The sequence below is a fragment of the Marinobacterium sedimentorum genome (assembly GCF_024267675.1).
GTDB classification, from domain to species: domain Bacteria; phylum Pseudomonadota; class Gammaproteobacteria; order Pseudomonadales; family Balneatricaceae; genus Marinobacterium_A; species Marinobacterium_A sedimentorum.
Map to the genome: position 1 here is coordinate 26,751 of NZ_JALDYX010000018.1, position 26,373 is coordinate 53,123.

General features: G+C 62.5%; 17 protein-coding genes. 8 read left to right on the forward strand and 9 right to left on the reverse strand.

What is annotated here, in order from left to right; translation table 11 throughout:
• Nucleotides 1–644 precede the first annotated feature (644 nt).
• From MRS74_RS14990 to MRS74_RS15000, 3 genes are read right to left on the reverse strand one after another with little or no spacing between them, the layout of a single operon-like run.
• Nucleotides 645–1,073: a phage tail protein gene (locus tag MRS74_RS14990; RefSeq protein ID WP_254581089.1), complete on the reverse strand. Its 429-nt coding sequence runs from the start codon at nucleotides 1,071–1,073 to the stop codon at nucleotides 645–647.
• A 14-nt stretch (nucleotides 1,074–1,087) separates the two neighbouring features.
• Nucleotides 1,088–2,347 carry a phage tail sheath family protein gene (locus tag MRS74_RS14995; RefSeq protein ID WP_254581090.1) on the reverse strand — a complete coding sequence of 420 codons (1,260 nt, stop codon included), beginning with the start codon at nucleotides 2,345–2,347 and terminating at the stop codon, nucleotides 1,088–1,090.
• Nucleotide 2,348: 1 nt separating this feature from the next.
• A complete protein-coding gene (locus MRS74_RS15000) occupies nucleotides 2,349–3,101 on the reverse strand; it encodes a hypothetical protein (RefSeq protein ID WP_254581091.1) in 753 nt (250 codons plus the stop codon).
• 400 nt (nucleotides 3,102–3,501) lie between these two features.
• On the opposite strand from MRS74_RS15000, the gene MRS74_RS15005 reads away from it, so the two are divergent.
• Nucleotides 3,502–8,316: an NAD-glutamate dehydrogenase gene (locus tag MRS74_RS15005; protein WP_254581092.1), complete on the forward strand. Its 4,815-nt coding sequence runs from the start codon at nucleotides 3,502–3,504 to the stop codon at nucleotides 8,314–8,316.
• Between the two features lie 23 nt (nucleotides 8,317–8,339).
• On the forward strand, nucleotides 8,340–9,557 hold the full coding sequence (locus MRS74_RS15010) for an aspartate aminotransferase family protein (protein WP_254581093.1): 1,218 nt from the start codon (nucleotides 8,340–8,342) through the stop codon (nucleotides 9,555–9,557).
• Here the strand turns inward: MRS74_RS15010 and MRS74_RS15015 are convergent.
• Nucleotides 9,499–10,632 carry an alanine/ornithine racemase family PLP-dependent enzyme gene (locus MRS74_RS15015; protein WP_254581094.1) on the reverse strand — a complete coding sequence of 378 codons (1,134 nt, stop codon included), beginning with the start codon at nucleotides 10,630–10,632 and terminating at the stop codon, nucleotides 9,499–9,501. The two genes, MRS74_RS15010 and MRS74_RS15015, sit on opposite strands and share 59 nt — an antisense overlap.
• A gap of 169 nt (nucleotides 10,633–10,801) precedes the next feature.
• Between MRS74_RS15015 and MRS74_RS15020 the strand changes: the two genes are divergently transcribed.
• Nucleotides 10,802–11,737 carry a LysR family transcriptional regulator gene (locus MRS74_RS15020; protein ID WP_254581095.1) on the forward strand — a complete coding sequence of 312 codons (936 nt, stop codon included), beginning with the start codon at nucleotides 10,802–10,804 and terminating at the stop codon, nucleotides 11,735–11,737.
• Nucleotides 11,738–11,865: 128 nt separating this feature from the next.
• Here the strand turns inward: MRS74_RS15020 and MRS74_RS15025 are convergent, their stop codons facing one another.
• The 5 genes from MRS74_RS15025 to MRS74_RS15045 form a co-directional block, all read right to left on the reverse strand.
• Nucleotides 11,866–12,669: an ABC transporter ATP-binding protein gene (locus MRS74_RS15025; protein WP_254581096.1), complete on the reverse strand. Its 804-nt coding sequence runs from the start codon at nucleotides 12,667–12,669 to the stop codon at nucleotides 11,866–11,868.
• 19 nt (nucleotides 12,670–12,688) lie between these two features.
• A complete protein-coding gene (locus MRS74_RS15030; protein WP_254581097.1) occupies nucleotides 12,689–13,417 on the reverse strand; it encodes an ABC transporter permease in 729 nt (242 codons plus the stop codon).
• A 2-nt stretch (nucleotides 13,418–13,419) separates the two neighbouring features.
• Complete coding sequence (locus MRS74_RS15035; RefSeq protein WP_254581098.1) at nucleotides 13,420–14,133, reverse strand: ABC transporter permease; 714 nt, start codon at nucleotides 14,131–14,133, stop codon at nucleotides 13,420–13,422.
• Between the two features lie 192 nt (nucleotides 14,134–14,325).
• Nucleotides 14,326–15,111 (reverse strand): ABC transporter substrate-binding protein, encoded by a 786-nt coding sequence (locus tag MRS74_RS15040; protein ID WP_254581099.1) that lies wholly within the window; start codon nucleotides 15,109–15,111, stop codon nucleotides 14,326–14,328.
• Between the two features lie 394 nt (nucleotides 15,112–15,505).
• Nucleotides 15,506–16,528, reverse strand: coding sequence for a GlxA family transcriptional regulator (locus MRS74_RS15045; protein WP_254581100.1), 1,023 nt, complete (start codon nucleotides 16,526–16,528; stop codon nucleotides 15,506–15,508).
• A gap of 247 nt (nucleotides 16,529–16,775) precedes the next feature.
• Between MRS74_RS15045 and MRS74_RS15050 the strand changes: the two genes are divergently transcribed.
• The 5 genes from MRS74_RS15050 to astA all read left to right on the forward strand — a co-directional run bounded on the left by MRS74_RS15050 (nucleotide 16,776) and on the right by astA (nucleotide 26,371).
• A complete protein-coding gene (locus MRS74_RS15050) occupies nucleotides 16,776–21,560 on the forward strand; it encodes an NAD-glutamate dehydrogenase (RefSeq protein WP_254581101.1) in 4,785 nt (1,594 codons plus the stop codon).
• Between the two features lie 22 nt (nucleotides 21,561–21,582).
• Nucleotides 21,583–22,809 (forward strand): aspartate aminotransferase family protein, encoded by a 1,227-nt coding sequence (locus MRS74_RS15055; RefSeq protein ID WP_254581102.1) that lies wholly within the window; start codon nucleotides 21,583–21,585, stop codon nucleotides 22,807–22,809.
• A gap of 175 nt (nucleotides 22,810–22,984) precedes the next feature.
• On the forward strand, nucleotides 22,985–24,232 hold the full coding sequence (locus MRS74_RS15060; protein WP_254581103.1) for a hydrolase: 1,248 nt from the start codon (nucleotides 22,985–22,987) through the stop codon (nucleotides 24,230–24,232).
• Entirely contained in the window at nucleotides 24,232–25,272 is a 1,041-nt protein-coding gene (locus tag MRS74_RS15065; protein WP_254581104.1) for an arginine N-succinyltransferase, read from the forward strand. Before MRS74_RS15060 ends, MRS74_RS15065 begins: the two co-directional genes overlap by 1 nt.
• A gap of 70 nt (nucleotides 25,273–25,342) precedes the next feature.
• Nucleotides 25,343–26,371, forward strand: coding sequence for an arginine N-succinyltransferase (astA, locus tag MRS74_RS15070; RefSeq protein WP_254581105.1), 1,029 nt, complete (start codon nucleotides 25,343–25,345; stop codon nucleotides 26,369–26,371).
• Nucleotides 26,372–26,373 lie beyond the last annotated feature (2 nt).

Here is a 26,373-nt window from a genome sequence, read left to right on the forward strand (position 1 = left end):
CCGATTAGGCTGCAGCGTCGCCGTTGCCGTTAGAGCGGGCCGAGGCGCGCTTGTCTGGCTCGCCGACAGGGGCCGCCGCACACCGAAACCCGGCACAGGAGGGACTGAGGGCGGCACGCCGCGGTGAGGCTCGCGGTGCATAACGGGCTCACAGAGACGCGATGTATCGCCTGCGGCTACCGGCTCTAAGACACGGCGACCTTCGGTCCCTGCGCCCTGCGCTGAATCGGGCTGACGCAACGGCGACATTGAGCGGCGCTCCGGCAGCGCCCGTTGCGGCGCCTGGCGCACATCATCAGCGGCTCCCTGGGGCTGATTCCCGACCGCTATGGCTGTCGCAGGCAGGTGCCCTGCCCGCGTCGGGGGCGCAGTCGTTGCCGGCAGAGGCTGTCCGGTTGCAGCGGGGCGCAATAATTGAGGTGCATGGCGACGTACAAGGTTTACCCAGTGCGCCGGAGGTCCGCCCGTGCCCTGACCTGTGCCTGGTGCCCGTTGGGCCTCGTCGTCGATACCTGGCTCTGCCACGGACTCATCGGCCAGTCGGCTGCTGGCGTCCAAACGATCAGCCAGGCGCCCGACCCGTATGTGCAGTGCACGCACCAGCTGGACGAGTACCCTTTTTGCACGCCGGCCCAGATCCATGGTTAAGCCCGCTCCAAGCGCTCAATGACCAGTGTCAGGGTTTCAATCGCCACCTGATTGCCCATGGCTTCCAGCCGCGCTCCACGCCAGTCTGACGGATAGGTGTTGTACAGATTCCAGCGCGTATCTTCCTGCTGACCATCGGGTTTGAGCAGAATCACGGATACATCGCGACGCTCGAAATTCCCTTCGGTCGTCGCCATCAGCCAATCCCAGAGTTCCCGTGATTCGCTCATGCCCCATTTCAGAGTTATATCGGCGTAGCTGACCCGCCCAGGCAGTTTTCGCACTGCCGGCGCACCGCCGCCTTCACGATACTCGATTGTCTCCACCGAAACGCCAAGGCCGCTCACCTCTGAGAAATAACCCGACCCTACACCCTGAATGTCGACCACAAAGTTGTATGCGCGAAAAATTTCAGATTCTGGCATGATTTCGTTCCTTATTACTCGGCGCTTTCTTCAGCACTGGCGGCTTGTTCAGTCTCGTCGCCCCCAGCCCACTGGCCGATACGGAAGATGATGAACTCGGCTGGTTTTACCGGCGCTATACCGACCTCTGTGATCAGCCGGCCAGCATCGACCACCTCAGTCGGGTTTGTTTCGGCGTCACATTTGACGAAGAAAGCCTGCTCAGGCGTCGTGCCCTTGAGTGCACCGTCCCGCCATAACAACGTAAGAAACGCTCGAATATCGCGTTCCACTGACTTCCAGGTGCGTTCATCGTTGGGTTCAAATACCGTCCAGCGGGTGCCGCCGGCGATGGTTTCCTCGATCATGTTGAACAGCCGCCGCACGTTGATATATCGCCATTCGCTGGCCTGCTCCGCAAGAGTACGGGCACCCCAGACCCTGATACCGGCATCAGGGAAGAAACGAATGCAGTTCACACCCTTGCTGTTAAGTTCTCCCTGTTCCTCACGCGTCACCTGGTACGTCAGGCCCAGCGCCCCTCGCACGCCGACGTTGGCTGGTGCCTTGTGCACGCCACGCGTGCTGTCCGTCTGTGCATAGAGCCCGGCGAGATGACCGGATGGTGGCGTATTGACGATCGCGCCAGCGCGCAGCGGGTCGCGCGCCCTGATCCATGGAAAGTAAAAAGCGCCGAAGCCCCGGTCACTGTTGCGAGGGCGCAGTCCCACGGCCGCCTGACCACCCCGGCGACGCGGTGCCGTTTCGCCCTCCTCGGCATCACCACCTTTGGCCGGCGTCACCGCGGCCGTAGCCACCTCTTTCAACAGGTCAATGTTCTCAACCAGCTCCGGGCAGTCGAGGATGGCAAAGCGATCACCGAGCGACTCGCAATGCGACAACAGGGCATCGTGCGACATAACGTCAGATATTCCCGGCGCTGCCACTATGGCTATTTCGTCGATCTGCTCAAGGCAGGTGATCCCGGTGCGTTGCCGTGCGTCGCCTGCAATGGAATTACCGGGCCCCACATTGACGACGTAGCAGCGTCCGCCTCCATTGTTGAAAAAACCGAATACCGCCCGGGCAAGGTCAGTGCTCTCGCTGTCTGGGCTCACGAATTCCCTGACGAACTGTGACCAGTTATTGATCGCCACCGCCTCGTTTAGATGGGCATCGCCCGCCGGCGCCACGCCAAGAAAAGCCGCGGTACTGGTTCCCGCCGCCGTCAGCGGTCTGGCGCCAGTAGAAACCTCCTCGATATAAATGCCGGGTGTCATGTAACTTGTTGCCATGTCAAACATCCTCTGGATCGATATGGATGATGAGAGGCTCCAGATCGCCGGCCCTGTAATGGGCCTCAATCATGAATTCGCGACCCCGGGCCTGAATGTGAAAACGCTGTACCGCCGTCGTGGAAGGGATAGCCGCAAAGCGGAAACACCCGCGTGCATCGGTGTGTGCCCTCAGACGCAACCCCGGGAGCGACACGCGCGCATTGGCGATGGGTATGTCATGTGGCCCCAGCAGCAGTCCTGTCATGCTTTCCATGGGGTATGCATTCAGCTCGATCGCCGACTTGATCAATCTGACAGGTTCTTCGGATCGTTCACGCCGCAGGGATAGACGGAGCATAAACGCAGGACGTGGGACCACCCCGAATGCCTGCCATAGCAGGCTCGATATGGGTGTCAGGTCGACCTCGAATTCAGCCATTTCCATGGCTCCAAACGCCAGCGCCCAGAGCATCGAATGCGACATTTCGGGACTGGGTGCCCAAGCTGTTACCAGATACCCCAGCTCTATTTGTTGCGGACTTCGTCGCGGACCCTTGGCGGGCGAAGAAGCATGGAGATCAAGCAGATAAAGACCAACCAGCGGAGCGGCTCCCTGGTCAGCAGGGGCAGACAGCGAAACAGCCATACCGGGCAACAGTGCATCAACCCAGTCCTTCAGACGCTGATCGGCATCCTCCAGGGTGCTTGCGCCTGAACCCCGTTTGGTACCACCGACCGCAGTGTCTCCATCCTTATCGGTTGAAGCATTCACAACCTGTCCTTGTGGTTCTACCACTGAATATCGTTGTCATTTCGAGGTGATTGGTCACTATCAACTCGCGCCAGCGTAGCGCTTAACTATTAGTTCAGTTCTGATCCGAATTCCATGTTTGGGATCTTGCGCATTAACAGCCGAACTTGAGGAACAAGTTAACGCTGTCTATCACCCGGCGCCCCGTTGTCATTGTCGGTCTATGATCAGGCTAAAAACAGCGCAGTGGTCTCAACCACTGATGTCAAAGGGCCCGGCATCCCTCATCCGGATGGCGCCCGAATGCGCTATCTGAGCTCGCCCCAGTCTGGGTCGGCACACCTATCCACGCCCTTCGCTGTCGAAGTAAGCAATTCTGACTGATACTTAGCGGGCCCACAGGATAACAAGACAGAGAACCATGGCCCTGAACTTTGCACACCACAGCCGCGTAACAACCGACTTGCAGGCGCTAATCAGTGCCCGACATTCCACCCACGAGGCCGAACAGCTGCAGCGCCTCAGCGAGCATGTATTCCACCCCCAGGCCGACGAAGCCGCCGGTGACACCAGCATGACGGCAGAAGACCGCTACGGCGCCCTGCTCAATATCTGGCACAGTCTGCAGCAACGCCTGCCACAGCAAACCCTGATCCGCGCCTACAATCCTGATGCGCAACAGGATCACTGGCACAACTCCCACAGCGTGATCGAAATTGTCATGGACGACATGCCCTTCATCGTCGCCAGCTGTGCCACCGAGCTCGCCCGCCAGGGTCTGTCGATCCACCGCCAGATCTATCCGATATACCGCGTTGAACGCGATGAACAGGGTCGGCTGCTGCAACTTTGCGACAACAGCAAGGACGCTCCCGGCCAGACCGTTGAAACCCTGGTGCGCTTTGAAATCGATCGCCAGACCAGCCCCCAGGTACTGGAGCATCTGGAGTCGCGTCTGCAGCAGGTGCTGCTTGATGTGCGCTACACGGTGGCCGACTGGAAACCCTTGCTGGCACGGGTCGAAGAGGCCGCCAGCTGGTGCGAAAAAAGTGAGGTCTGCAGCCTGTGCGAGGACAACCACGAGGCCGTGGAGCTGTTGCGCTGGATGGCCGATGGCAACTTTCTGTTTGTCGGCTTTCGCTTTTACCGGGTCGAACCCATCGAAGGCAAACGCTACCGACTGCACTATGAGGACGGCAGCGGTCTGGGTTGCTTTCGCGATCCCATTTCCGAGTCCCAGCGCACCCTGGAGCTGGACGACCATCTCAGCCGTCAGCTGGAGGCACCGGAGATGCTGGTGCTGACCAAGTCATCCACCCGCTCCACCGTGCAGCAGCAGGCGCACTTTGATTTCATCGGCGTAAAGAAAACCTCGCCCGACGGCCAGGTCATCGGCGAGTGGCGTTTTTTCGGGCTTTATTCCAGCAAGGCCTATGACACCCCCATCACCCAGATTCCGCGCATTCGCCAACACGTGCAGCGCCTGCTGGATGCCTCCGGCATGCCCAGCGACACCCATGGCTACAAGGCGCTGCGCCATATCATCTACGGCTACCCACGGGACGAGCTGCTGCAGGCCAGCTACGACCAGCTGCACGAAACCATCAACGGTATGCTGGAGTGCGTGGAGCAGCGCCGCTTTGGTGTCTTTCTGCGCCCCGACACCTACGGTCGCTTTATCAACGTCATGATGCTGGTGCCGCGGGATCAGTACAATACCGATGTTCGCATCCGCGTACAGGACATACTGCTGCGCCAGCTGCAGGGGCACAGCGCCGAATACAGCGTGCGCCTGAGCGAGCAGCCGCTGGCCATGATCCAGTTCAGCATCCACTGCAAGCAGGCTCATCGCCAGGAGTACAACCGCGACCTGCTGCGCAGCCTGATCGCCGATACCATCCAGAGCTGGCAGGACAAGCTGCATCAGGCGTTGCTGCACAATTTTGACGAAGCCGAGGCCAATCGGCTGTTTGAGCGTTTTGGGGCGCAGTTCCCCGCCGCCTACCGCGACAATCACAGCCCCCGCACGGCGGTGGCCGACATCCAGGAGCTCAACGCCCTGCACGCGGCCCTGACCACCCAGCTGTACCGTCCCGACACAGGCCCCGTGCGCTTCAAGGTACTGGGGCGCGGCCGCAGCCTGGCCCTGTCCGATGTACTACCGATCCTGGAACACCTGGGTGTTCGAGTGCTGGATGCCACCCCCTATGCCATCGGTGAAGAGGACGAGCAGGCGTTCTGGATCATCGATTTTCGCCTGGACAGCGAAACCGAATTTGACCTCGGCAACAGCGCCCTGCGCGAACAGTTCCAGCAGAGCTTCATCCGCACCTACTACGGCGAACTGGAGGATGACCGCTTCAATCAGCTGATTCTGCGCGCCGGCATTTCCTATCACCAGGTCACCCTGCTGCGGGCCCTGTGCAAGTACCTGCTGCAGCTCGGCCTGCCCTTCAGTCAGCACTATATCGAGCTGGCTCTGTTCCGCAACCCGCAGATCTGCCGCCAGTTGCTGGCACTGTTCAATGCCCGCTTCGACCCCCAGGCACCGCCGGGCAGCAAGGCACTGGGCCAATTGCTGGCGGCCGATATCCTGGCCGCGCTGGAAACCGTCGACAATCTCGACGAAGACCGCATCCTGCGCCACTACCTGGGCGTGATCAACGCCATGCTGCGCACCAACTACTACCAGGCCGATGAAGAGCAGGACAAAGGCTATCTGAGCTTCAAGCTCAATACCCGTGCGCTGACATTCGCCCCCGAACCGCGCCCGGCCTTCGAGATTTTCGTCTATGCGCCCTGGGTCGAGGGCGTACACCTGCGCGCCGGCCCCATTGCCCGCGGCGGCCTGCGCTGGTCGGATCGGCGCGAGGATTTCCGCACCGAAGTACTGGGCCTGGTCAAGGCGCAGATGGTGAAGAATTCGGTCATAGTGCCGGTCGGCGCCAAGGGCGGTTTCGTACCCAAGCAGCTGCCCACAGGTGGCGATCGCAACGCCATCCAGGCCGAGGTGATCCGCTGCTACGAAACCTTTATCCGCGGCCTGCTCGATATCACCGACAACCGCGTCGGCGATGACATAGTGACGCCCGCCAATGTCATCTGCCACGACGACCCGGACCCTTACCTGGTGGTCGCCGCCGACAAGGGCACCGCCACCTTCTCCGACATCGCCAACCGCATCAGCGCCGAGTACGGCTTCTGGCTCGGCGATGCCTTTGCCTCCGGCGGCAGCAATGGCTATGACCACAAAAAGATGGGCATCACCGCACGCGGCGCCTGGGAGTCGGTCAAGCGCCTGTTCCGCGAGCAGAACCGCAACTGCCAGAGCGAAGATTTCAGCGTGGTGGGCGTCGGCGACATGGCGGGCGATGTGTTCGGCAACGGCATGCTGCTGTCACGGCATATCTGCCTGGTGGCCGCCTTCAACCACCAGCACATCTTTATCGACCCCAGACCCGATGCCGACTCCAGCTGGCAGGAACGCAAGCGGCTGTTCGAGCTGCCGCGCTCCAGCTGGGAGGACTATGACCAGAGCCTGATCTCCGCCGGCGGCGGTCTCTACAAGCGCAGCGCCAAGCATATAGACCTGAGCCCCGAAGCCCAGGCGCTGCTTGCCACCGAACAGACCCGCTTTACGCCCAACGAGCTGATCCGGGTAATTCTCAAGGCACCGGTGGACCTGTTGTGGAACGGCGGCATCGGCACCTATATCAAGGCCAGCCAGGAGAGCCACGACCAGGTGGGTGATCGCAGCAACGACAATGTGCGGGTCGACGCCAGCGAGCTGCGCCTTAAGGTCATCGGCGAGGGCGGCAACCTGGGCCTGACCCAGCGCGCGCGCATCGAGTTCGCGCGCCAGGGGGGCCTGATCAACACCGATGCCATCGACAACGCCGGTGGCGTGGATTCGTCCGACCACGAGGTCAACCTGAAAATCCTGCTCAACCAGCAGGTGATCGCCGGCACGCTCGACGCGGACGAGCGCAACCCGCTGCTCGAAAGCATGACCGAGGATATCGCCCGCCTGGTGCTGCGGCACAGCTACGGACAGTGCCAGATTCTCAGCGCCGCCAACCAGGTCGCACCCAGGCGCATCAACGACCACCGCCGCCTGATGCAGCAGCTGGAAAAGGCCGGGCGCCTCAACCGCGAGCTGGAATACCTGCCCAGCGACGAGCAACTGGATGAACTGGCACGCAACGGCCAGGGCCTGACCCGCCCGGAGATTGCGGTATTGCTGGCCTACAGCAAGCTATGGCTGTGCGATCAGCTAATTGCGGACGGCATCGGTGACGATCCCTGTCTGGCCCGGGAGCTGCACAATTACTTTCCCGATGTGATCCAGCAGCGCTTCGGGGCTGCGCTGCAGCAGCACCCGCTGCACCCGCAGCTGATTGCCACCCACTGCACCAACCTGATCTGCAACCGCATGGGCTCGACCCTGGTCAGCTACCTGCAGAGCGAAGCCCATTGCAGCGCGCTGGATGCGGTACGCGCCTGGATGGTCGCCCACCAGCTGCTGGACATGCCCGCGATCTGGCGGGAACTCGAATGCTTTGAAAGTCAGCTGGAGGACAGTCTGTTCCGCCGCCAGCTGCTGCGCATCCATTCGCTGCTCGAACGTACCAGCCTCTGGGTGCTGCGCAGCCACGGCAACAACCTGGACATCGCCGACCTGCTGGCACGCTACGGCAGCAGTGTCACCGAGGTGAGCGACATGCTGCTGCCCTACCTTGATGCCGCTGAGCAGGAACATCTGCAGCACGACAGCGAGGCCCTGCAGGACACAGGACTTCCCGTCGCCCTGGCCCAGCGCCTGGCGACCCTGGCCAACCTGTCCCGCGGACTGGAAATTGTCGCGCTCTGCCTGAAAAGCGGACAGGACAGCAAGACGGCGAGCCGCGTCTATTTCACCCTGGAGCAGCACCTGGAACTGGGCCCACTGCGCAAGATGATCCTGGCGCTGCCGGAACGGGACCTGTGGCAGCGCAAGGCCCGCCGCGCCCTTTCACTGGAAGTCGATGGCGCCCTGGCCCAGGCCTGCGCAGCAGTACTCAGCGGCATCAAAAGCTGCGATGATCTGGATCAGCGCCTGCAGCACTGGCAGACCCAGAGCAGGCCCATCCTGCAGCACCTGCAACAGCTGTTCAGTGAAATACGCAGCAGCGACACACCGGACCTGCCCATGCTGTCCGTCGCCGTGCGGGAACTGAGCAACCTGCGCAACCTGTAATGGAATCATGCGAGAGGACAGCCATGACAAGTACCCCGGTAAACCGGCAAACCTTTGATGAAGTAATGGTGCCCAACTATGCGCCCCAGGCCATAGTTCCGGTGCGCGGCCAGGGCTCGCACCTGTGGGACCAGGAAGGCCACGACTATATCGACCTGGCCGGCGGCATTGCCGTCAACCTGCTGGGCCACTGTCACCCGCAACTGGTGCAGGCACTCAAGGATCAGGCTGACACTCTCTGGCATCTGAGCAACGTCTACACCAATGAACCGGCACTGGCGCTGGCGCAGCAGCTGACCCAGCAGACCTTTGCCGAACGGGTGTTCTTTGCCAACTCAGGCGCCGAGGCCAACGAAGCGGCCTTCAAGCTGGCACGCAAATATGCCTACGACCATGTGGGCCCGCAGAAGCACGAAATCATCGCCTTCGAGCAGTCCTTCCACGGTCGCACCCTTTTTACCGTCAGCGTCGGTGGCCAGCCCAAGTACCGCCAGGGCTTTGAACCGGCTCCCGGCGGCATTACCCATGTGCCCTACAACGATATAGAGGCGCTCAAGGCAGTCATTTCAGAACGTACCTGCGCCGTCGTGATGGAACCCATTCTGGGTGAAGGCGGCATCATCCCGGCCACGGCGGCATTCGCCCGGGCGGTGCGCGAGCTGTGCGACCAGCACAATGCGCTGCTGATCTACGATGAAATCCAGACCGGTGTAGGCCGTACCGGCAAGCTGTTCGCCTATATGGGTATGGGCGTAACACCCGACATTCTCACCAGCGCCAAGGGTCTGGGCGGCGGTTTCCCCATCGGTGCCATGCTGACCACCGCCGATATCGCCGCCAGCTTTGGCTTTGGCGCCCACGGCAGCACCTTCGGCGGCAACCCCCTGGCCTGCGCCGTGGCCGGCAAAGTGCTCGACATTGTCAGCGATCCCGCGCTGCTGGCCGATGTCAGCCGCAAACATGGCCTCATTGTCGAGCACCTGCAACGCATCGGTGACAAGCTGGAAATCTTCAAGCAGATCCGCGGCGCAGGCCTCCTGATCGGTGCAGAACTGATCGATGCCTGGCATGGCAAGGCCGGTGAGTTTCTCGCCGCCGCCCGCGCCCAGGGGCTGCTGATCCTGATGGCCGGCCCCAATGTGCTGCGCTTTACGCCCTCTCTGATCATCCCCGATGAGGATATCAACGCCGCCATGGTGAAGCTGGAAGCGGCCATCGAGCAGGTACTGGCTCAGCAGTGAGTGCCGGTTGTCGGAACTGTTTGCAGACATAGGGCGAGAGCATGGCCTGCACCAGGGCACCGTAGCCTGGAACAAAGCGGATCCGCTCGCCGATACGGTGCGGCCCGCTGCGGGTCAGGTCCAGGATCAGGTGATCCGACGAGGCCCCGATCACCTCGATTCGCGGATCGGCAGGCCTGAGTGTTGCCAGGTCCGTATCGAGGCGGCCGAGCCCGACAATCCCGCGGATCCGGGGCCCGCGGTCCTCGAAGTGCGGCACCTGGCCAAAGGCATCCAGTACCACCTCGCCCTCCGGCAAGGAGGGTTTCGTCTGGATCTCGATCAGTTCGGCCTCCAGCTCGAAAACCCCGGTATGCAGGCCCGGCAGCGGCTCATCGGTATAGGGATTACGCCCCAGCAGCATCGAAAAGCCGACCCGCAGCTGATTGATTCCCGCGGGCAGACGCCCCTGGAGCAACAGCGGCAGGGCGCCGGAATTGCCGCCGGACACATGCTCCAGGCGATAACCCAGCCGGGCTTCGACGTCCCTGGCACAGCGCACCAGTTCCGAAAGATTGGTTACCGTAGTGCGCACGCCCCCCAGACAGCCGAAATTGCTGCCGATACCGACGACCCGGACCCCGCCCAGTGGTCGCAAGCGTTCAACCAGGGTCGGCAACTGCGCCGGCACCACACCTTCGCGACGATCGCCCAGTTCGACCATCAGCATGATCCGGTGCACCCGCCCCTGGCGCAACGCCGCCAGGTGCAAGGCCTCGATGGCGTCGTATTCCGAGTTCAGGCTGATGTCCGCGAGCCTGACCACCGCATCGGCGTGCGAGGGGGACGGCAGGCGCAACAACACCATGGGTGCATCAACCCCGGCCTGCTGCAGGCGCCCGATATTGTCCAGACGCGAATCGGCCAGCATGCCACAGCCGCCGGCCAGAACCGCCCGTGCGATGCCCTCCAGACCACAGCCGGCCTTGACCACGGCAATCAGCTCAACGCCCTGGCGCTGGCACAGGGCCTGCAGCAGGCGCACGTTCTCGCTCAATAGCTGTTGATCAATATGCAGGCAGGCACTGGGATTCATGGCGATGATACCGGTCAGACTCGGGAGCGGGCCCGTTTCACGGCGGGCCCGATGGATAAGTCGACGGTAACAGAGCACCGAATATTGATAAAAATGTTATTCTAAATCTCGAATATAGATTTAATCTATACTCTGCCAACGCCACGCCAACAGCCTGTCGAGGGACCCCATGGCCACCGAGTTCAACCCGCACAATCAGCTCGAACGCTTCGCCACCCGGCTGGACTGGAATCTGCTGCGCACCTTTATCTTTATCGTTCAGGCCCGCGGTATCAGCGCCGCGGCCGACCGCCTGAGCCTGCAGCAGCCCACCGTCAGCGCCGCGTTGAAACGCCTTGAGGGTTCCGTCGGGCGCAAGCTGATCGACCGCCGACCGGGGCATTTCGAACTGACGCCGGCCGGACAGAAACTGTACGAGGAAGCCACCCAGGTCTACCGCCAGGTTTCGCGCCTGAATGAAGTCATGCACGACGCCGATGTCGATACCACCGGCCATGTACGCATTATCAGTATCAGCCAGGTCACCAGTGACCGGCTCGATCAGTTGCTGCAGCGCTTTTTCGGGGCCCACCCGGGGGTGACACTGACAATTGAGATTGCGACCACCGCGGAGGTGATCCGGGCGGTGGAAAAGAGCACCGTCACCCTGGGCATCTGCGATGCCGACATACCGACACCGCTGCACAAGGTGCTGCTCGGCCGCGAACAGTACGCCATCTTTTGCGGGCGCACGCACCGACTGTTCGGACGTCAGGGGCTGGAGCTGGAAGACTTGCGGGGCCAGGGCTATATCGGCTTCACCTCCGATGTGCTCGGGGGGGACTACATGGGTCCGGTGACCGCCATGCGGGCACTGGCGTCGATCGGCCAGCAGGTGCGGGGCTCCTCGAGCAATGTCGAGGAGGTCTGCCGGATGATCGTCAACGGCATCGGCATCGGCGCCCTGCCGGCACACCTGGCCCGCCCCTTCGTCGAGCGAGGCGAGTTATGGCAACTACCGCCGTACAATGATTTACCGGAAGCGGACATCCAGCTGATCTACAATCCGCAATCGCGCTTCAGCGATGGCGAACGGGCCCTGATCGATGCGCTGGCAACGCTGTGAGTGACGATGGGGCAAGATGGGGTAAATAGTGAAGCGCACCCGTATTACACGGCTGCGCTTCGCACTGCTCTACGGCACCACAACAATAGTCGGACAATCGCAGGATGAACTTCAGCCCGACAGCGACCTCAGAAATTGCTGCTGAGGAACTGCCGGAAGCGATCGGACTGCTGCTCTTTGAACAGCACCTGGGGCGCGCCCTCCTCCTCCACCCGTCCCTGATGCAGGAACATCACATGGGATGACACCTCGCGGGCAAAGGCCATTTCGTGCGTCACTACTATCATGGTGCGGCCCTCTTCGGCCAGCTTGCGCATCACCAGCAGCACTTCCCCCACCAGCTCCGGATCCAGTGCCGAGGTCGGCTCATCGAACAGCATGACATCGGGCTCCATGGTCAATGCCCGGGCTATGGCCGCGCGCTGCTGCTGGCCGCCGGACAGGTGGGCCGGGTAGTGCTGCATGCGCTCATCGAGGCCAACCTTGTTGAGATAGTAGCGCGCCCGTTCGGCGACCTCCGCCTTCGGCTGTTTCAGCACCCGCAGCGGGCCGATCATGCAGTTTTCCAGCACAGTCATATGGGACCAGAGGTTGAACTGCTGGAACACCATGCCCAGATGGGCGCGGATACGCTCCACCAGTTTTTCATCCACCGGCACCGACTCGCCCTGGCGGTTTTTCTCGATATGCACCTGCTGACCATGCACCAGAAGATCACCGGAATCCGGCACTTCAAGCAGATTCAGGCAGCGTAGAAAAGTACTCTTGCCCGAGCCGCTGGAGCCGAGAATCGCAGTCACGTCCTGCTGTCGCGATGTCAGGGATATGCCCTTGAGCACCTCGAAATTGCCGAAGGATTTGTGGATGTCACGGGCCACCAGCGGTATCTGATCCGTCTGAGGCCGGCCGTTGTGCAAAACCTGAGTAGTCATAATCGTGCTTCCGAATCAGTTAGGTCGTCTGGCCCCTGGCAGCCGCGGCGGGTGCCGGCGTCACCATCACCTGGCGGTACAGGTGCGGATTGATGCGCTTTTCCAGATAGCGCCACAGCCGCACAATCAGCATAGTGATGACCAGATACAGCAGGGCCGCCCAGAGGTAGATGGAGAAATCAAAGGTCTTGGCAAAGATAGCCCGGGTCTGGCCCATCAGATCAAACAGCGTTACCACGCTGGCGATGGCACTGCCCTTGAGCAGCAGGATGACCTCGTTGCCCAGTGCCGGGAAGGCGATGCGGTAGGCGTGCGGCAGGATGACCAGCCGATAGCGCAGCCATGCGGACATGCCATAGGCCTTGGCCGCTTCGACCTCTCCCAGCGGCACGCCCAGAATACCGCCGCGCAGCAGTTCCGCCTGATAGGCCGCGGTATTGAGGATGAAGGTCAGCAAGGCGCAGTAGAAGGGATCCCGAAACAGCCACCAGAGGTCCAGCGCCTGCAATTCGTGGCGATACTGCCCGGCGCCGAAATAGACCAGAAACAGCTGCGCCAGCATCGGCGTGCCGCGAAAAAACGAGATATAAATGCGTACCGGAATGGCCAGCCAGCGCCGCGGGGAACTGCGCGCGATTGCCATCGGCATCGCAATGCAGGCGCCGAACAGCAATGCCAGACCGGACAGCTTCAGCGTCAGCCAGGCGCCCGACACTAATGCCAGTCCGTATTCAGTGATGAGAGTCATGCTCAGGCCCTCCTGATGCCACGATTGGCGCGGGTTTCAAGTCTGGCCAGCACTATCTCGGACAGAATGCTCAGTATCCAGTAGGCAGCACACGCCAGCAGAAAGAAGGTGAAGGGTTTCTTGGTGGCCCCGACCGCGATGTTGGTCATGCGCAACAGGTCATTCAGCGCGATGATCGACACCAGCGCCGTATCCTTGATCAGATTGACCCAGAGATTGCCCAGACCCGGCAAGGCAAAGCGCCAGATCTGCGGCAGCTTGATAAACCAGAACAGATCCAGCCGGCTCAGCCCGACGGCCAGCCCGGCCTCGACCTGTCCCGGATGCAGCGCCTGAAAGGCTCCGCGCAGCACCTCGCCGGCAAAGGCGCCAAAGACGACACTCAGCGCCACGACACCGGCAACGAAAGGACTCAGCTCGACGAAACCGGACTGTGGATCAAACCAGCGCCAGGCCGCGTTGAGCAGGATAGCGACACCGTTGTAGACCAGGAACAGCGTCAGCAGCTCCGGAATACCCCGGGCCGCCGTGGTGTAGGCCCGGCCAAAACGGCGCAGCCACGGATTCTTCGACAGCGACGCACCCGCCACGGCAAAGCCGATCAGCAGGCCCAGCGGCAGGGTCGTCACGGCCAGCTGCACGGTCACCCACAGGCCGGACAACAGTTCGTCGCCCCAGCCATCGGCACCAAAGCCAAGCAAAGCGAGATCATTCATAGGGACTCTCCGGGCGGGTTCGCCAAGAGGGCAGCATTCAGATCAGGCGTATCAACCGGGCACCTGGGTGCCGATCTGTCGTCGATGCTGAACCTGCCCCTTGTTACGGGAGGAAGTTACGGGATGAAACCAGGGCGGCATCCCGAGCAGAATGGATGCTCAGGTCCGCACTGGCGAGCGGCTCTGATGCGCCTACTTCATCTCGTAGATATTGATCGGGAAATATTTGGCATTGATCGCCTGGTAGGTGCCATCGGCAATGATGGCCGCCAGGGCGTCATTGAGCTTCTGGCGCAGTTCCTGGTCCTCCTGGCGGATCGCCATACCGGTGCCTTCACCGGCGTACTTGGCATCCATGATGGGTTCACCCACCAGTTTGCAGCACTTGCCATCGTCGCTGTTCGTTACCCAGTCCAGCATGGGCAACAGGTCGCTGACCTGCAGATCCAGCCGGCCACTGGCCAGATCCAGGTTCACTTCATCCTGGCTGCGGTACAGACGCACATCGGATTCGGGATAGTTGGCCTGCAGGAACTCCGCCTGGGTCGACGCACTGAGAGCGCCTATGGCCAGGCCTTCCAGCGCGGCCGGGCTAAAATCGGTGAGGCTGCTGTCGGCGGGGCCGGCGAAGGTCAGCGCCGCCTTGTAGTAGGGATCGGTGAAGGCGACCTGCTGCTTGCGCTCCTCGGTGATGGACATCGAGGCCAGAATCACATCGTATTTGCCGGACAGCAGCGCCGGAATCATGCCATCCCAGTCCTGGGCAACAAAGGTACAGTCGGCCGCCATCTTGGCACAGAGCGCCTGGCCGATCTCGATATCAAAGCCCACCAGCTCACCGCTGGCATTGAAGAAGTTGAAGGGAGGGTAGGCCCCTTCGCTGCCGATGCGCACCGAACTCCAGTCCTTGGCCCAAACCGGACTGGCGACCAGTCCCAGCAGCGTCAACAGGGTACAAAGCCGTCTCGAAATTTTCATGGAAACTATCCTCGGTGCTCGTTTTTGTTATTGATGGATGGCGCAATCCGCCTCGCATGACACCCGGCCCGTAACCGGGCCGCGATCCAGTGCTAGTAACTTAACAGAATCACCCGACGCACTTTTTAGCCCACAGGACATGGTTTTTCACTGTCGCGACCGTTTTTTCTAAAGTCCCGGCAAGGGCGCGAACATGCACCTGAACAGGGCACTAACGCAGTGCAACAGGGGCTTAAATTCGCCTTGTTTGTTGCCATATGGGTTTGTAAACGGACGACTGCCGTAACGGCCGGCGCAGAGCCGGGCGACAGCTGGAAAAACACCGCACAGGTGAACAGTCAGGTTCGGAAAAGCATCTCGGCCACCGCTCGGGAATGCCGCTTATCGGCGGGTCTCAGCGCTCAAAGGAGCGCCCAAAGCTGGACTGCAGTTCGGGAGAGCTCGCCGGCGGATGGGCATTGCGCCTTTCCTCGCGCGGCGTCTGGCCGAAGTGGTTGCGATAGGCGGTACTGAAATAGGAGGCGCTGGAGAAGCCGCACATCAGGCCGACCTGCAGGATGGGCTTGTCATCGGTACGCAGCAGCACCCGGGCCCGGTCCAGCCGCAACTCCAGGTAATACTGCGACGGCACACTCTGCAGGTGTTGTTTGAACAGGCGCTCCAGGTGGCGCCGCGAGACACCCACATGATGGGCCAGATCATCGGTGCTCAGCGGCTCTTCGATGTTGGCCTCCATCAGCGTTACCGCCTCGATCAGATTCGGCTGCAGGGTACCCAGGCGCACTTTCAGCGGCACCCGCTGCACTTCATCACTGAGCCGGATGCGTTCGCAGACGAACTGCTCCGAGATCGAGGACGCCAGGTCCATGCCATGCTCGCGCCCGATCAGGAACAGCAGCATGTCCATCGATGCGGTACCACCGCTGCAGGTATAGCGGTCACGATCCGTCTCGAACAGATTGCCGGTGGCCTCGACCCGGGGAAATGCCTCACGCAGCGTGGCTATATCCAGCCAGTGAATGGTGGCCCTGTAGCCATCCAGCAGCCCGGCGCGGGCCAGCAGATAGCTGCCGGTGCCGATGCCGCCCAGACTCGGTATCCCGCGCGACTGGCGCCTGAGCCAGGCAATGAGTTTTTCGTGGCCACTGTGCAGCACCGGCGTCGGACCACAGACAAAGAGCGCATCAAGCTGCGTTACCTGGTCAGGCGGCATATCCACCCTGACCTCGACGCCACAGCTGCTGCGCACCAGTTCGCTGTCGGCACCGATCAGCACCACCTCGTACAGGGTTTCGCCCGCCAGGCTGTTGGCGGTACGCAGCGCTTCCACCGCGCAGGAAAAGGCGGTCAGGGAGAATTCCGGCACCAGCACAAAACCGTATCGCCTCGTGCGGCTCTTTTGATCTGTGTTCTTCAATGTCAGTAACCGGCGCCAGTTAAGCGACTGCAGTAAGAATAGTCGTCGCATCTTAACCTTCTACTTTACCAAAAGCGTCGCTGTGCGATGCAGATGGCAACAGGGTGAAAGTCAGGGTCGCCTGAGCAAAATTCCACACCTGTCAGCCCGTGGCGCGATCCCTGATAATCATTTCACCCCCACTCCCGTTGATAACAAGAAGTTGAAATCACCGATGGAAACATTGCCGTTAGTCAAAACAAGTTCGATGCCCGCCGGCGTACAGGACCTGATTGCGAACCTGCATGACAGCCGCCAGGCCTCGCTGCTGCAGACCCTGCTGGCCCACTATTTTCAACACCAGCAACAGGATGAACAGCAGCAGCCGGGGCAACAGCTTTACGGCGCCCTGATGTCCCTGTGGCAGCGCCTGCAGCAACGGCGCAGCGGCACCATCGAGGTCGCCGTCTATAACCCGGACCCCGCCCGGGACCAGTGGCACAGCGACCACAGCATTATCGAAATCCTGATGGATGACATGCCCTTTATCGTCGCCAGCAGCATCACCGAACTGGCGCGTCTGGGTATCGGCATCCACCAGCAGGCCTATCCTGTTTTGCACCTGCGCCGCGATGCCGATGGCCGTCTGCTTGATTTCTGCGCCAGCGGGGACCAGGGCGCGTGCAGCGAAACCCTGGTGCGGTTCGAGATCGATCACCAGGCCAGTGCGGAACAGTTGCTCCACATCCGCCAGCGGCTGCAGCGGATACTTGAGGATGTGCGCTGCACGGTCGCGGACTGGCGGCCGATGCTGAGCCAGATCGACACCGCGGCCAGGGCCTGCGAACAGTCACCAGAGCCGGACCGGGAGACGGTCGCCTTTCTGCGCTGGCTGGCCGACGAGAACTTTCTCTTTGTCGGCTTTCGTTACTACGATGTCGAACCGGGCGAGGACGGCTGCTATCAATTACGTTACCGCGATGGTTCGGGGCTGGGCTGCTTCCGTGACCCGGTGTCCGAGTCGCAGCGCCGCATTCAGCTCGACCGCTACCTCAGCGAACTGCTGGAGTCGCCACAGCGCCTGGTGCTGACCAAATCGACCACCCGCTCGACGGTGCAGCAGGACGTGCATCTCGACTATGTCGGCATCAAGAATACCGACACCGCCGGCCGGGTCATCGGCGAGTGGCGCTTCTTCGGCCTTTACTCCAGCAAGGCCTATGACACCCCGCTCCCCCAGATTCCGCTGATCCGCCAGCATGTCAGCCGTCTGCTGCAGTCCTGTGGCCTGCCCACCGACAGCCACAGCTACAAGGCGCTGCGCCATATCCTGTTCAACTACCCCCGCGACGAGATGCTGCAGGCCAGTTACGCCCAGCTGCAGGAAACGGTCACCGGCATGCTGGACTGCGTCGAACGCCGCCGGCTCGGCCTCTTCCTGCGCCCCGACACCCATGGCCGTTTCATCAACGTGCTGCTGCTGGTGCCCCGCGACCAGTACCACACCCAGTTGCGGATACGGGTGCAGGACATACTCCTGCAGGCACTCAAGGGCCACAGCGCCGAATTCAGCGTGCGCCTGGGCGAACAGCCGCTGGCCCTGATCGAGTTCAGCATTCACTGCCAGCATGCCCGCCAGGTCAGCTATGACGTAGCGCAGCTGACGCAGCAGATCCGCGATGCCATGGAAACCTGGCACGACAAGCTGCATGGGGCCCTGTCGGACCAGCTCAGCGAGGCCCAAGCCAATCGCCTGTTCGACCGCTTTGCACAGCGCTTTCCGGCCGCCTACCGTGACGATACCCCGCCACGGGCAGCAGTCGCCGACATGCGCCAGCTGGACCGCCTGGACACCGAACTCGCGACCCAGCTGGAGCAGACCGCGCCTGGCAGCCTGCGTTTCAAGGTGCTGGGGCGGGGCCGCGACATCACCCTGTCCGACGTGCTGCCGATCCTCGAACACCTTGGCGTGCGCGTCTGCAGCGCAACCCCCTATCAGCTGGCCGCCGCCAGCCCGCACGGCGATGCTGACGAGGCGTTCTGGATCATCGATTTCCGCCTGGCCTGCGATACCGGGCTGGACCTGGCACCGGAACCCCTGCGTACCCAGTTCCAGCAGACCTTCAGCCGCACCTACTACGGTCAGCTCGAAGATGACCGCTTCCACCAGCTGATCCTGGGGGCCGGTCTGGACTATCGCCAGGTGCTGCTGCTGCGGGCCATCAGCAAGTACCTGCAACAGCTGGGCGTGCCCTTCAGCCAGCACTATATCGAGCAGGCGCTGTTCCGTAATCCGCCGATCTGCCGCCTGCTGGGCCAGCTCTTCAGTGCACGTTTTGCGCCCGGCGCCGACGCCAGCCGTGATGCGCGTCAGCAGAGCCTGGTCGACGCCATCAACGCCGCCCTGGATGCCGTCGACAACCTCGACGAAGACCGCATCCTGCGCCACTACCTGGGCGTCATCCAGGCCATGCTGCGCACCAACTATTATCAGACGGACGGGACCCGGCAGGACGACGGCCAGGGGAAGGGCTATCTCAGCTTCAAGCTCAACACCCGCGCGCTGCCCTTCGCCCCCGAGCCGCGCCCCGCGTTTGAGATCTTCGTCTATGCGCCCTGGGTCGAGGGCGTGCACCTGCGCGCCGGGCCCATTGCCCGCGGCGGCCTGCGCTGGTCGGACCGGCGCGAGGATTTTCGCACCGAGGTACTGGGCCTGGTGAAAGCCCAGATGGTCAAGAATGCCGTCATAGTGCCGGTCGGCGCCAAGGGCGGCTTTGTACCCAAGCAGCTGCCCGAAGGCGGTGATCGCAACGCCGTCCAGGCCGAGGTGATCCGCTGCTACGAGACCTTTATCCGCGGCCTGCTCGACATCACCGACAACCGCGTCGGCGATGCCATAGTGCCGCCGCCGCAAGTGGTTCGCCACGACGGCGACGACCCCTACCTGGTGGTCGCCGCCGACAAGGGCACCGCCACCTTCTCCGACATCGCCAACCGCATCAGTGCCGAATACGGTTTCTGGCTCGGCGATGCCTTCGCCTCCGGCGGCAGCAACGGCTACGACCACAAGAAGATGGGCATCACCGCCCGCGGCGCCTGGGAATCGGTCAAGCGGCTGTTCCGCGAGCAGAACCGCAACTGCCAGACGAACGACTTCAGCGTGGTCGGCATAGGCGACATGGCCGGCGATGTATTCGGCAACGGCATGCTGCTGTCCCGCCATATCTGCCTGGTGGCGGCCTTCAACCACCAGCATATCTTTATCGACCCGACCCCGGATGCGGCCTCGACCTGGCAGGAGCGCAAGCGCCTGTTCGAGCTGCCGCGCTCCAGCTGGGAAGACTATGACCAGAGCCTGATTTCGGCCGGCGGCGGTCTCTACAGGCGCAGCGCCAAGCATATCGATCTGAGCCCCGAGGCGCGGGCGGCGCTGGGTACCGACCAGACCCGCTTCAGCCCCAACGAGCTGATCCGGGTGATCCTCCAGGCGCCGGTCGACCTGCTCTGGAACGGCGGCATCGGCACCTACGTCAAGGCCAGCCAGGAGACCCAGACCGACGTCGGCGACCGCAGCAACGATAACCTGCGCGTCGACGCCAGCGAGCTGCGCGTCAAGGTCATCGGCGAGGGCGGCAACCTGGGCCTGACCCAGCGCGCGCGCATCGAGTTCGCGCGCCAGGGTGGTCTGGTCAACACCGATGCCATAGACAACGCCGGCGGCGTGGACTCCTCCGACCATGAGGTCAACCTGAAGATTCTGCTGAGCCGCGAGCTGGCGCAGGGCGCGCTCGATGACGACAGCCGCAACCAGCTGCTCGGGAGCATGACCGACGAGGTCGCCGCGCTGGTGTTGCGGCACAACTTTCAGCAGAGCCAGATTCTCAGCCTGTGCGATGCCCAGGCGCCGACCCGGATCAACGACCATCGCCGCCTGATGCAGCAGCTGGAAAAGGCCGGCCGTCTCAACCGCGAGCTGGAATACCTGCCCGGTGACGAGCAGCTGGATGAGCTGGCGCGTAACGGCCAGGGTCTGACCCGGCCCGAAATCGCAGTACTGCTGGCCTACAGCAAGCTGTGGCTGTGCGATCAGCTGATCGCCCAGGGCATCGGCCAGGACCCGGACCTGGGCCTCGAACTGCCGGGCTATTTCCCCCACCCCGTGCGCCAGCACTACGGCGAGCAATTGCAGCAGCATCCGCTGCGCAGCGAGCTGCTGGCAACCCATGTCACCAATCAGACCTGCAACCGCATGGGCGATACCTTCGTCAGCTACCTGCAGGCCGAAACCCACTGCACGGCGCTCAATGCCGTGCGTGCCTTAGTCGCGGCACGGCGCATCCTGGATATCGACAGCCTCTGGCAGGCGCTCGAAACCCTGGAAAACAGCCTGGACGACAGCCTGTTCCGGGATCTGCTGGCCCAGATTCAGGATCTGCTGGACCGCACCACGCTCTGGCTGCTGAGGCGCAATGCCGGCCTGATCGCCATCGCCGACTGCACCTCCGCCTACGACAGCCAGGTGACCGGCCTCATGGCGCAGCTGCCCGCGCTGCTGGCCGAAGACGACCTGGCGCAACTGCAGCAGGCACGCGACACCCTGATCGAGGCCGGCGTCCCGGCCGTGCTGGCAGATCGCCTGGCCACCCTGCCCTACCTGTATCGGGGGCTGGAAATCGTCCAGCTGGCGCACAGCAGCGGCCAGGACAGCCTGGCCACCGCCGGCATCTATTTCGCGCTGGAACAGCTGCTGGCGCTCAAGCCCCTGCGCCGCTGCATCGCCGCGCTGCCCGAGCGCGACCTGTGGCAGCGCAAGGCACGTGCCGCGCTGGCGCAGGAGGTTGATGCGGCCCAGATCCAGGCCTGCCGCCTGATCCTGGGTAGCACCGATGCCGCCGCACTGCCAACCGCACGCCTGGCGCAGTGGCGTGAGCAGGCCGCACAGCTGCTCGACAACCTGCAACAGACCTTTAGTGAAGTCCGGTTTAACGAGACGCCGAACCTCGCCATGCTGTCCGTCGCCGTGCGCGAACTGGGCAGCCTGAAACACCCCTGATACGCAACAGAGAGACGCACCCATGACCGATACAACCGTAAGCCGTGCCACCTTCGATGACGTGATGGTACCCAACTACAACCCGCCGGCCATTATTCCGGTACGCGGCCAGGGCTCCCGTCTGTGGGATCAGCAGGACCGGGAATATATCGATTTCGCCGGCGGCATCGCGGTCAACGTGCTGGGGCACCGCCACCCGGCACTGCTGCAGGCCCTGACCGATCAGGCCGACAAGGTCTGGCACCTGAGCAACGTATACACCAACGAGCCGGTGCTGCAGCTGGCCCGCAAGCTCACCGACAGCACCTTCGCCGAGCAGGTGTTTTTCTGCAACTCCGGTGCCGAGGCCAATGAAGCCGCCTTCAAGCTGGCGCGCAAATATGCCCACGACCGTGTTGGCCCCCACAAGCACGAGATCATCGCCTTCAACCAGGCCTTCCACGGCCGCACCCTGTTTACTGTCTCCGTCGGCGGTCAGGCCAAGTACCGCGAAGGCTTTGAGCCGGTGCCGGCCGGTATCGGCCATGTGCCCTACAACGATATAGAGGCGCTGCGGGCGGCCATGTCCGAGCGCACCTGCGCCGTGGTGATGGAACCGATCCAGGGTGAAGGCGGCGTGATTCCGGCCGATCCCGACTTTGCCCGGGCCCTGCGCGAGCTGTGCGACGAACATGACGCCCTGCTGATCTTCGACGAAGTCCAGACCGGCGTGGGCCGCACCGGCAGCCTGTTCGCCTACATGGACATGGGCGTGACGCCGGACATCCTCACCAGCGCCAAGGGCCTGGGCGGCGGCTTCCCGATCGGCGCCATGCTGACCCGTCGCGATATCGCCGCCAGTTTCAATGTCGGCAGCCATGGCACCACCTACGGCGGCAACCCGCTGGGCTGTGCGGTCGCCAGGGCGGTGCTGGATACGGTCGACGACCCGGCATTGCTGGCCGGCGTGCGCCACAAGCAGCAGCTGTTCGTCGAGCAGCTGGAGGCGATCAATAACCGTCACCACTGCTTCAGCGACATTCGCAGCGCCGGCCTGCTGATCGGTGCCGAACTGATCGAGAGCCTTCACGGCCAGGCGCCCAGGGTACTGGCGGCGGCTCGTGAACTCGGTCTTATGCTGCTGGTCGCCGGTCCCAACGTGCTGCGCATGACGCCGTCGCTGATCATTCCCGACCAGGATATCGTCCAGGGCATGGCCCGGCTGGAACAGGCCATAGCGGCGGCGCTCAAAGTCGAACAGGCCAGCTGAGGCCTGGCGCCCGGGTCGGCTTCTGCCGGATCGGGCGTACTGTTTGGACCTAATAGGTAGTTACAGGGCCCCTCAACTAAAAAACCAGGTCGCCTGAGCAATAGTTCGCCCCTGTCAGTCAGGGCCACAATCAACAATAATGACTCTACGCCAAAATACTGAGGACAAGGTCGCCATGACGTTTGAACCCCGCTACGCTCCCTGGCTTGAATGGCTCGACAGCCAGCACGACTGCATGCTGGCCCGGACCATCGAACTGGCCGGGATCAACTCCGGCAGCCTCAATGCCGCCGGAGTGAATCGCGTACGGGAAACCCTGCAGCAGTACTGCAGCGTGCTTGGCGGCGACACCGAGGTACTGCCACTGCCGCCCTATACGGAAGTGACCGAACAGGGTGAAAAGCAGCAGTTCACACTGGGCGACGCACTGCGTATCCGCAAGCGTCCCGAGGCCCCGCTGCAGATTTTCTTCTGCGGTCACATGGATACGGTGTTCGCGGCCGATCACCCTTTCCAGTCCGTGCGCTGGCTTGATGACAATACCCTCAACGGCCCCGGCGTCGCGGATCTCAAGGGCGGCCTGATGGTCATGCTCAAGGCCATCGAAGCCCTGGAGCGCAGCCCCTTCAGCGACCGGATTGGCTGGGAAATCCTGTTCAACCCGGACGAGGAAATCGGCTCCCTGAGCTCTGCGCCGCTGATCAGCGAAGCGGCTGGTCGCTGCGACCTGGGGCTGATCTACGAACCCTGCATGCCGGACGGCAACCTGGCGGGCGAGCGCAAGGGCAGTGGCAACTTCAGTGTCGTGGTGCAGGGCCGCGCGGCCCATGCCGGGCGCGAACATCATCTGGGACGCAACGCCGTACGTGCCCTGTGCGACTTCGTCAGCGCGCTGGATGATCTCAATGGCCAGCGCGATGGCGTGACCATCAACCCGGGCTTCATTCATGGCGGCGGCGCCGTGAACGTGGTGCCCGACCATGCCATGTTCCGCTTCAATATCCGCCTGTCCGACCCTGCCGACGAAAGCTGGTGCCTGGCGCAGCTGCAGCGCCTGGGTGACGACATCAACAGCCGCGACGGCATCAGCCTGCAGCTGCACGGCGCCTTCGGCCGCAAGCCCAAGCGGCTGACGGATGCCAACCTCGCGCTGTTCGAACTGGTGCGTGACTGCGGCGAACAGCTGGGCATGGCGCTGGAATGGAAACCCACCGGGGGCTGCTGTGATGGCAACAACCTGGCGGCAGCCGGTGTACCCAATATCGATACCCTGGGCGTGCAGGGTGGCAAGATTCACAGCAGCGATGAGTTCATGTACGTCAGCAGCCTGACGGAACGTGCCAAACTGAGCGCAATGTTACTCATGAAGCTGGCCGACGGCGCGCTGAGCGCCCACCTCAACAGCAAAGGGAGCGCACGCTGATGCTGATTATCCGACCCGTTGATTTTCCGGATTTGCCGGCGCTTGAACAGCTGGCGCTGCTGTCCCGCGGAGGCATCACCACGCTGCCGGCGAACCGCGAGCACCTCGGCCAGCTGATCGGCCAGACCCAGAGTTCGCTGCGCAAGAAGGTCAGTCTGCCGGGCGGCGAATCCTACCACTTCGTGCTGCAAGACACCGACAGCGGCCAGATACTGGGCATCAGCGGTATCGAAGCCTGTATCGGGCTGGATTCGCCGTTCTACAGCTACCGCATCGACGAGATCGTACACGCCTCGCGCGAGCTGCAGATCCATAACCGCATACCGTCGCTGCACCTGTGCCAGGACTACAACGGCACCAGCCGGCTCTGTACCCGCTTTCTGGTACCGGACGCCGATACGCCGGCCAATGCACACCTGCTGTCACGCGCGCGCATGCTGTTCATGGCCGAACACCCCAAACGCTTTGCCCGTCGCACCGTGGTCGAGCTGCAGGGCATGGTCGATGAAAACGGCAAGTCGCCGTTCTGGGAATCCGTGGGCCGGCATTTCTTCAGCATGGACCTGTCCAAGGCCGACTACCTGACCGGCATCAACCGCAAGACCTTTATCGCCGAGCTGATGCCGCACTACCCGGTCTATGTGCCGCTGCTCAACGAGGCGGCGCGCAACGCCATCGGCCAGCCCAGGCCCGATATCGAGCCGATCATGGACCTGCTGGAAGACGAAGGCTTCGAGTACCGCGGCTACCTGGATATTTTCGATGCCGGCCCCACGCTGGAGGCACGCACCGACAATATCCGCTCCATCTGGCAAAGCCAGAACAGGACCCTGCGAATACGCCAGGGTACATCAGCAGCCGATACCGCCGACAGCTGGCTGATGCTGAGCAATAACGACACCGGCGGTTATCGCGCCCTGCTGACAAGGGGCAACCCGGATGCGCCGCACATCGATGCCGCCGCCGCCGCACAACTGCAACTGCGCGATGGCGACAGCGTACGCGTACTGCAACTGGACGCCGATGACCTGGCGCTGTAGCGCACCCATTTCCCTGACGCACCGGTACAGGCCAGACGCCTGTACCGCATGATTCAAGAGAACCAGAGCAATGATGATAGTAAGACCGGTGCACCGGGACGACCGGGCCGCACTGCGCGAACTCGCGCGCAAAACAGGGCCCGGCTTCACCTCGATGCAGGATGACGACCAGCATGTACAGGGCATGATCGACGCAGGCTGCGCGGCCTTTGCCAGCGACACGCCCAAGCGCGATGCCTATTTCCTGTTTGTGATGGAAGATACCGACACCGGCCAGGTGGTGGGCACCTGCGCCATTCAGGCCGCCGTGGGCCTGGATGACGTCTGGTACAGTTACCGCGTCGGCACCCTGGTACACGCCTCGCGCGAACTGGGCATTTACAGCCAGCTCAACACCCTGACCATCAGCAACGACCAGACCGGCTGCAGCGAACTCTGCACCCTGTTCCTGGACCCCGAATACCGCCGCAGCCTGAACGGCCATCTGCTGTCCAAATCGCGTTTTTTGTTCATGGCGGAATTTTCCAGCCTGTTCAGCGACACCCTGGTGGCCGAAATGCGCGGCTATTCAGACGAGAACGGCGTATCGCCGTTCTGGGAAGGCCTGGGGCGCCATTTCTTTTCCATCGACTTCACCCAGGCGGATCAGCTGTCGACCCGCAACAAGGTGTTTATCGCCGAGCTGATGCCCAAGCACACCATTTACACCAACCTGCTGCCGGAAACAGCCCGTGCCGTGATCGGCAAGACCCACGATGCGACAGCGCCGGCACGGCGGCTGCTCGAAAGCGAAGGCATGCGCTATACCCACTTTGTCGACATCTTCGATGCCGGCCCCATGCTCGAAGCGCCGGTGCAGGATATCCGTGCCGTGCGTGACAGCCGCTACTACAAGGCGCGTATCGAGGATGTGCCCGAACAGGATCAGCCCTACCTGATCAGCAACACCCGCCTCGGCGATTACCGCTGCGGTGCCAGCCACAGAGTGTCGCTGAACAACAGCATCGCCAGCCTGGACGCCCGAACAGCCACCGCCCTGAACATCAGCAACGGCGACACCCTGCGGGTCGTACCGCTGTTTGCCCAACGGAGAACCTGAAC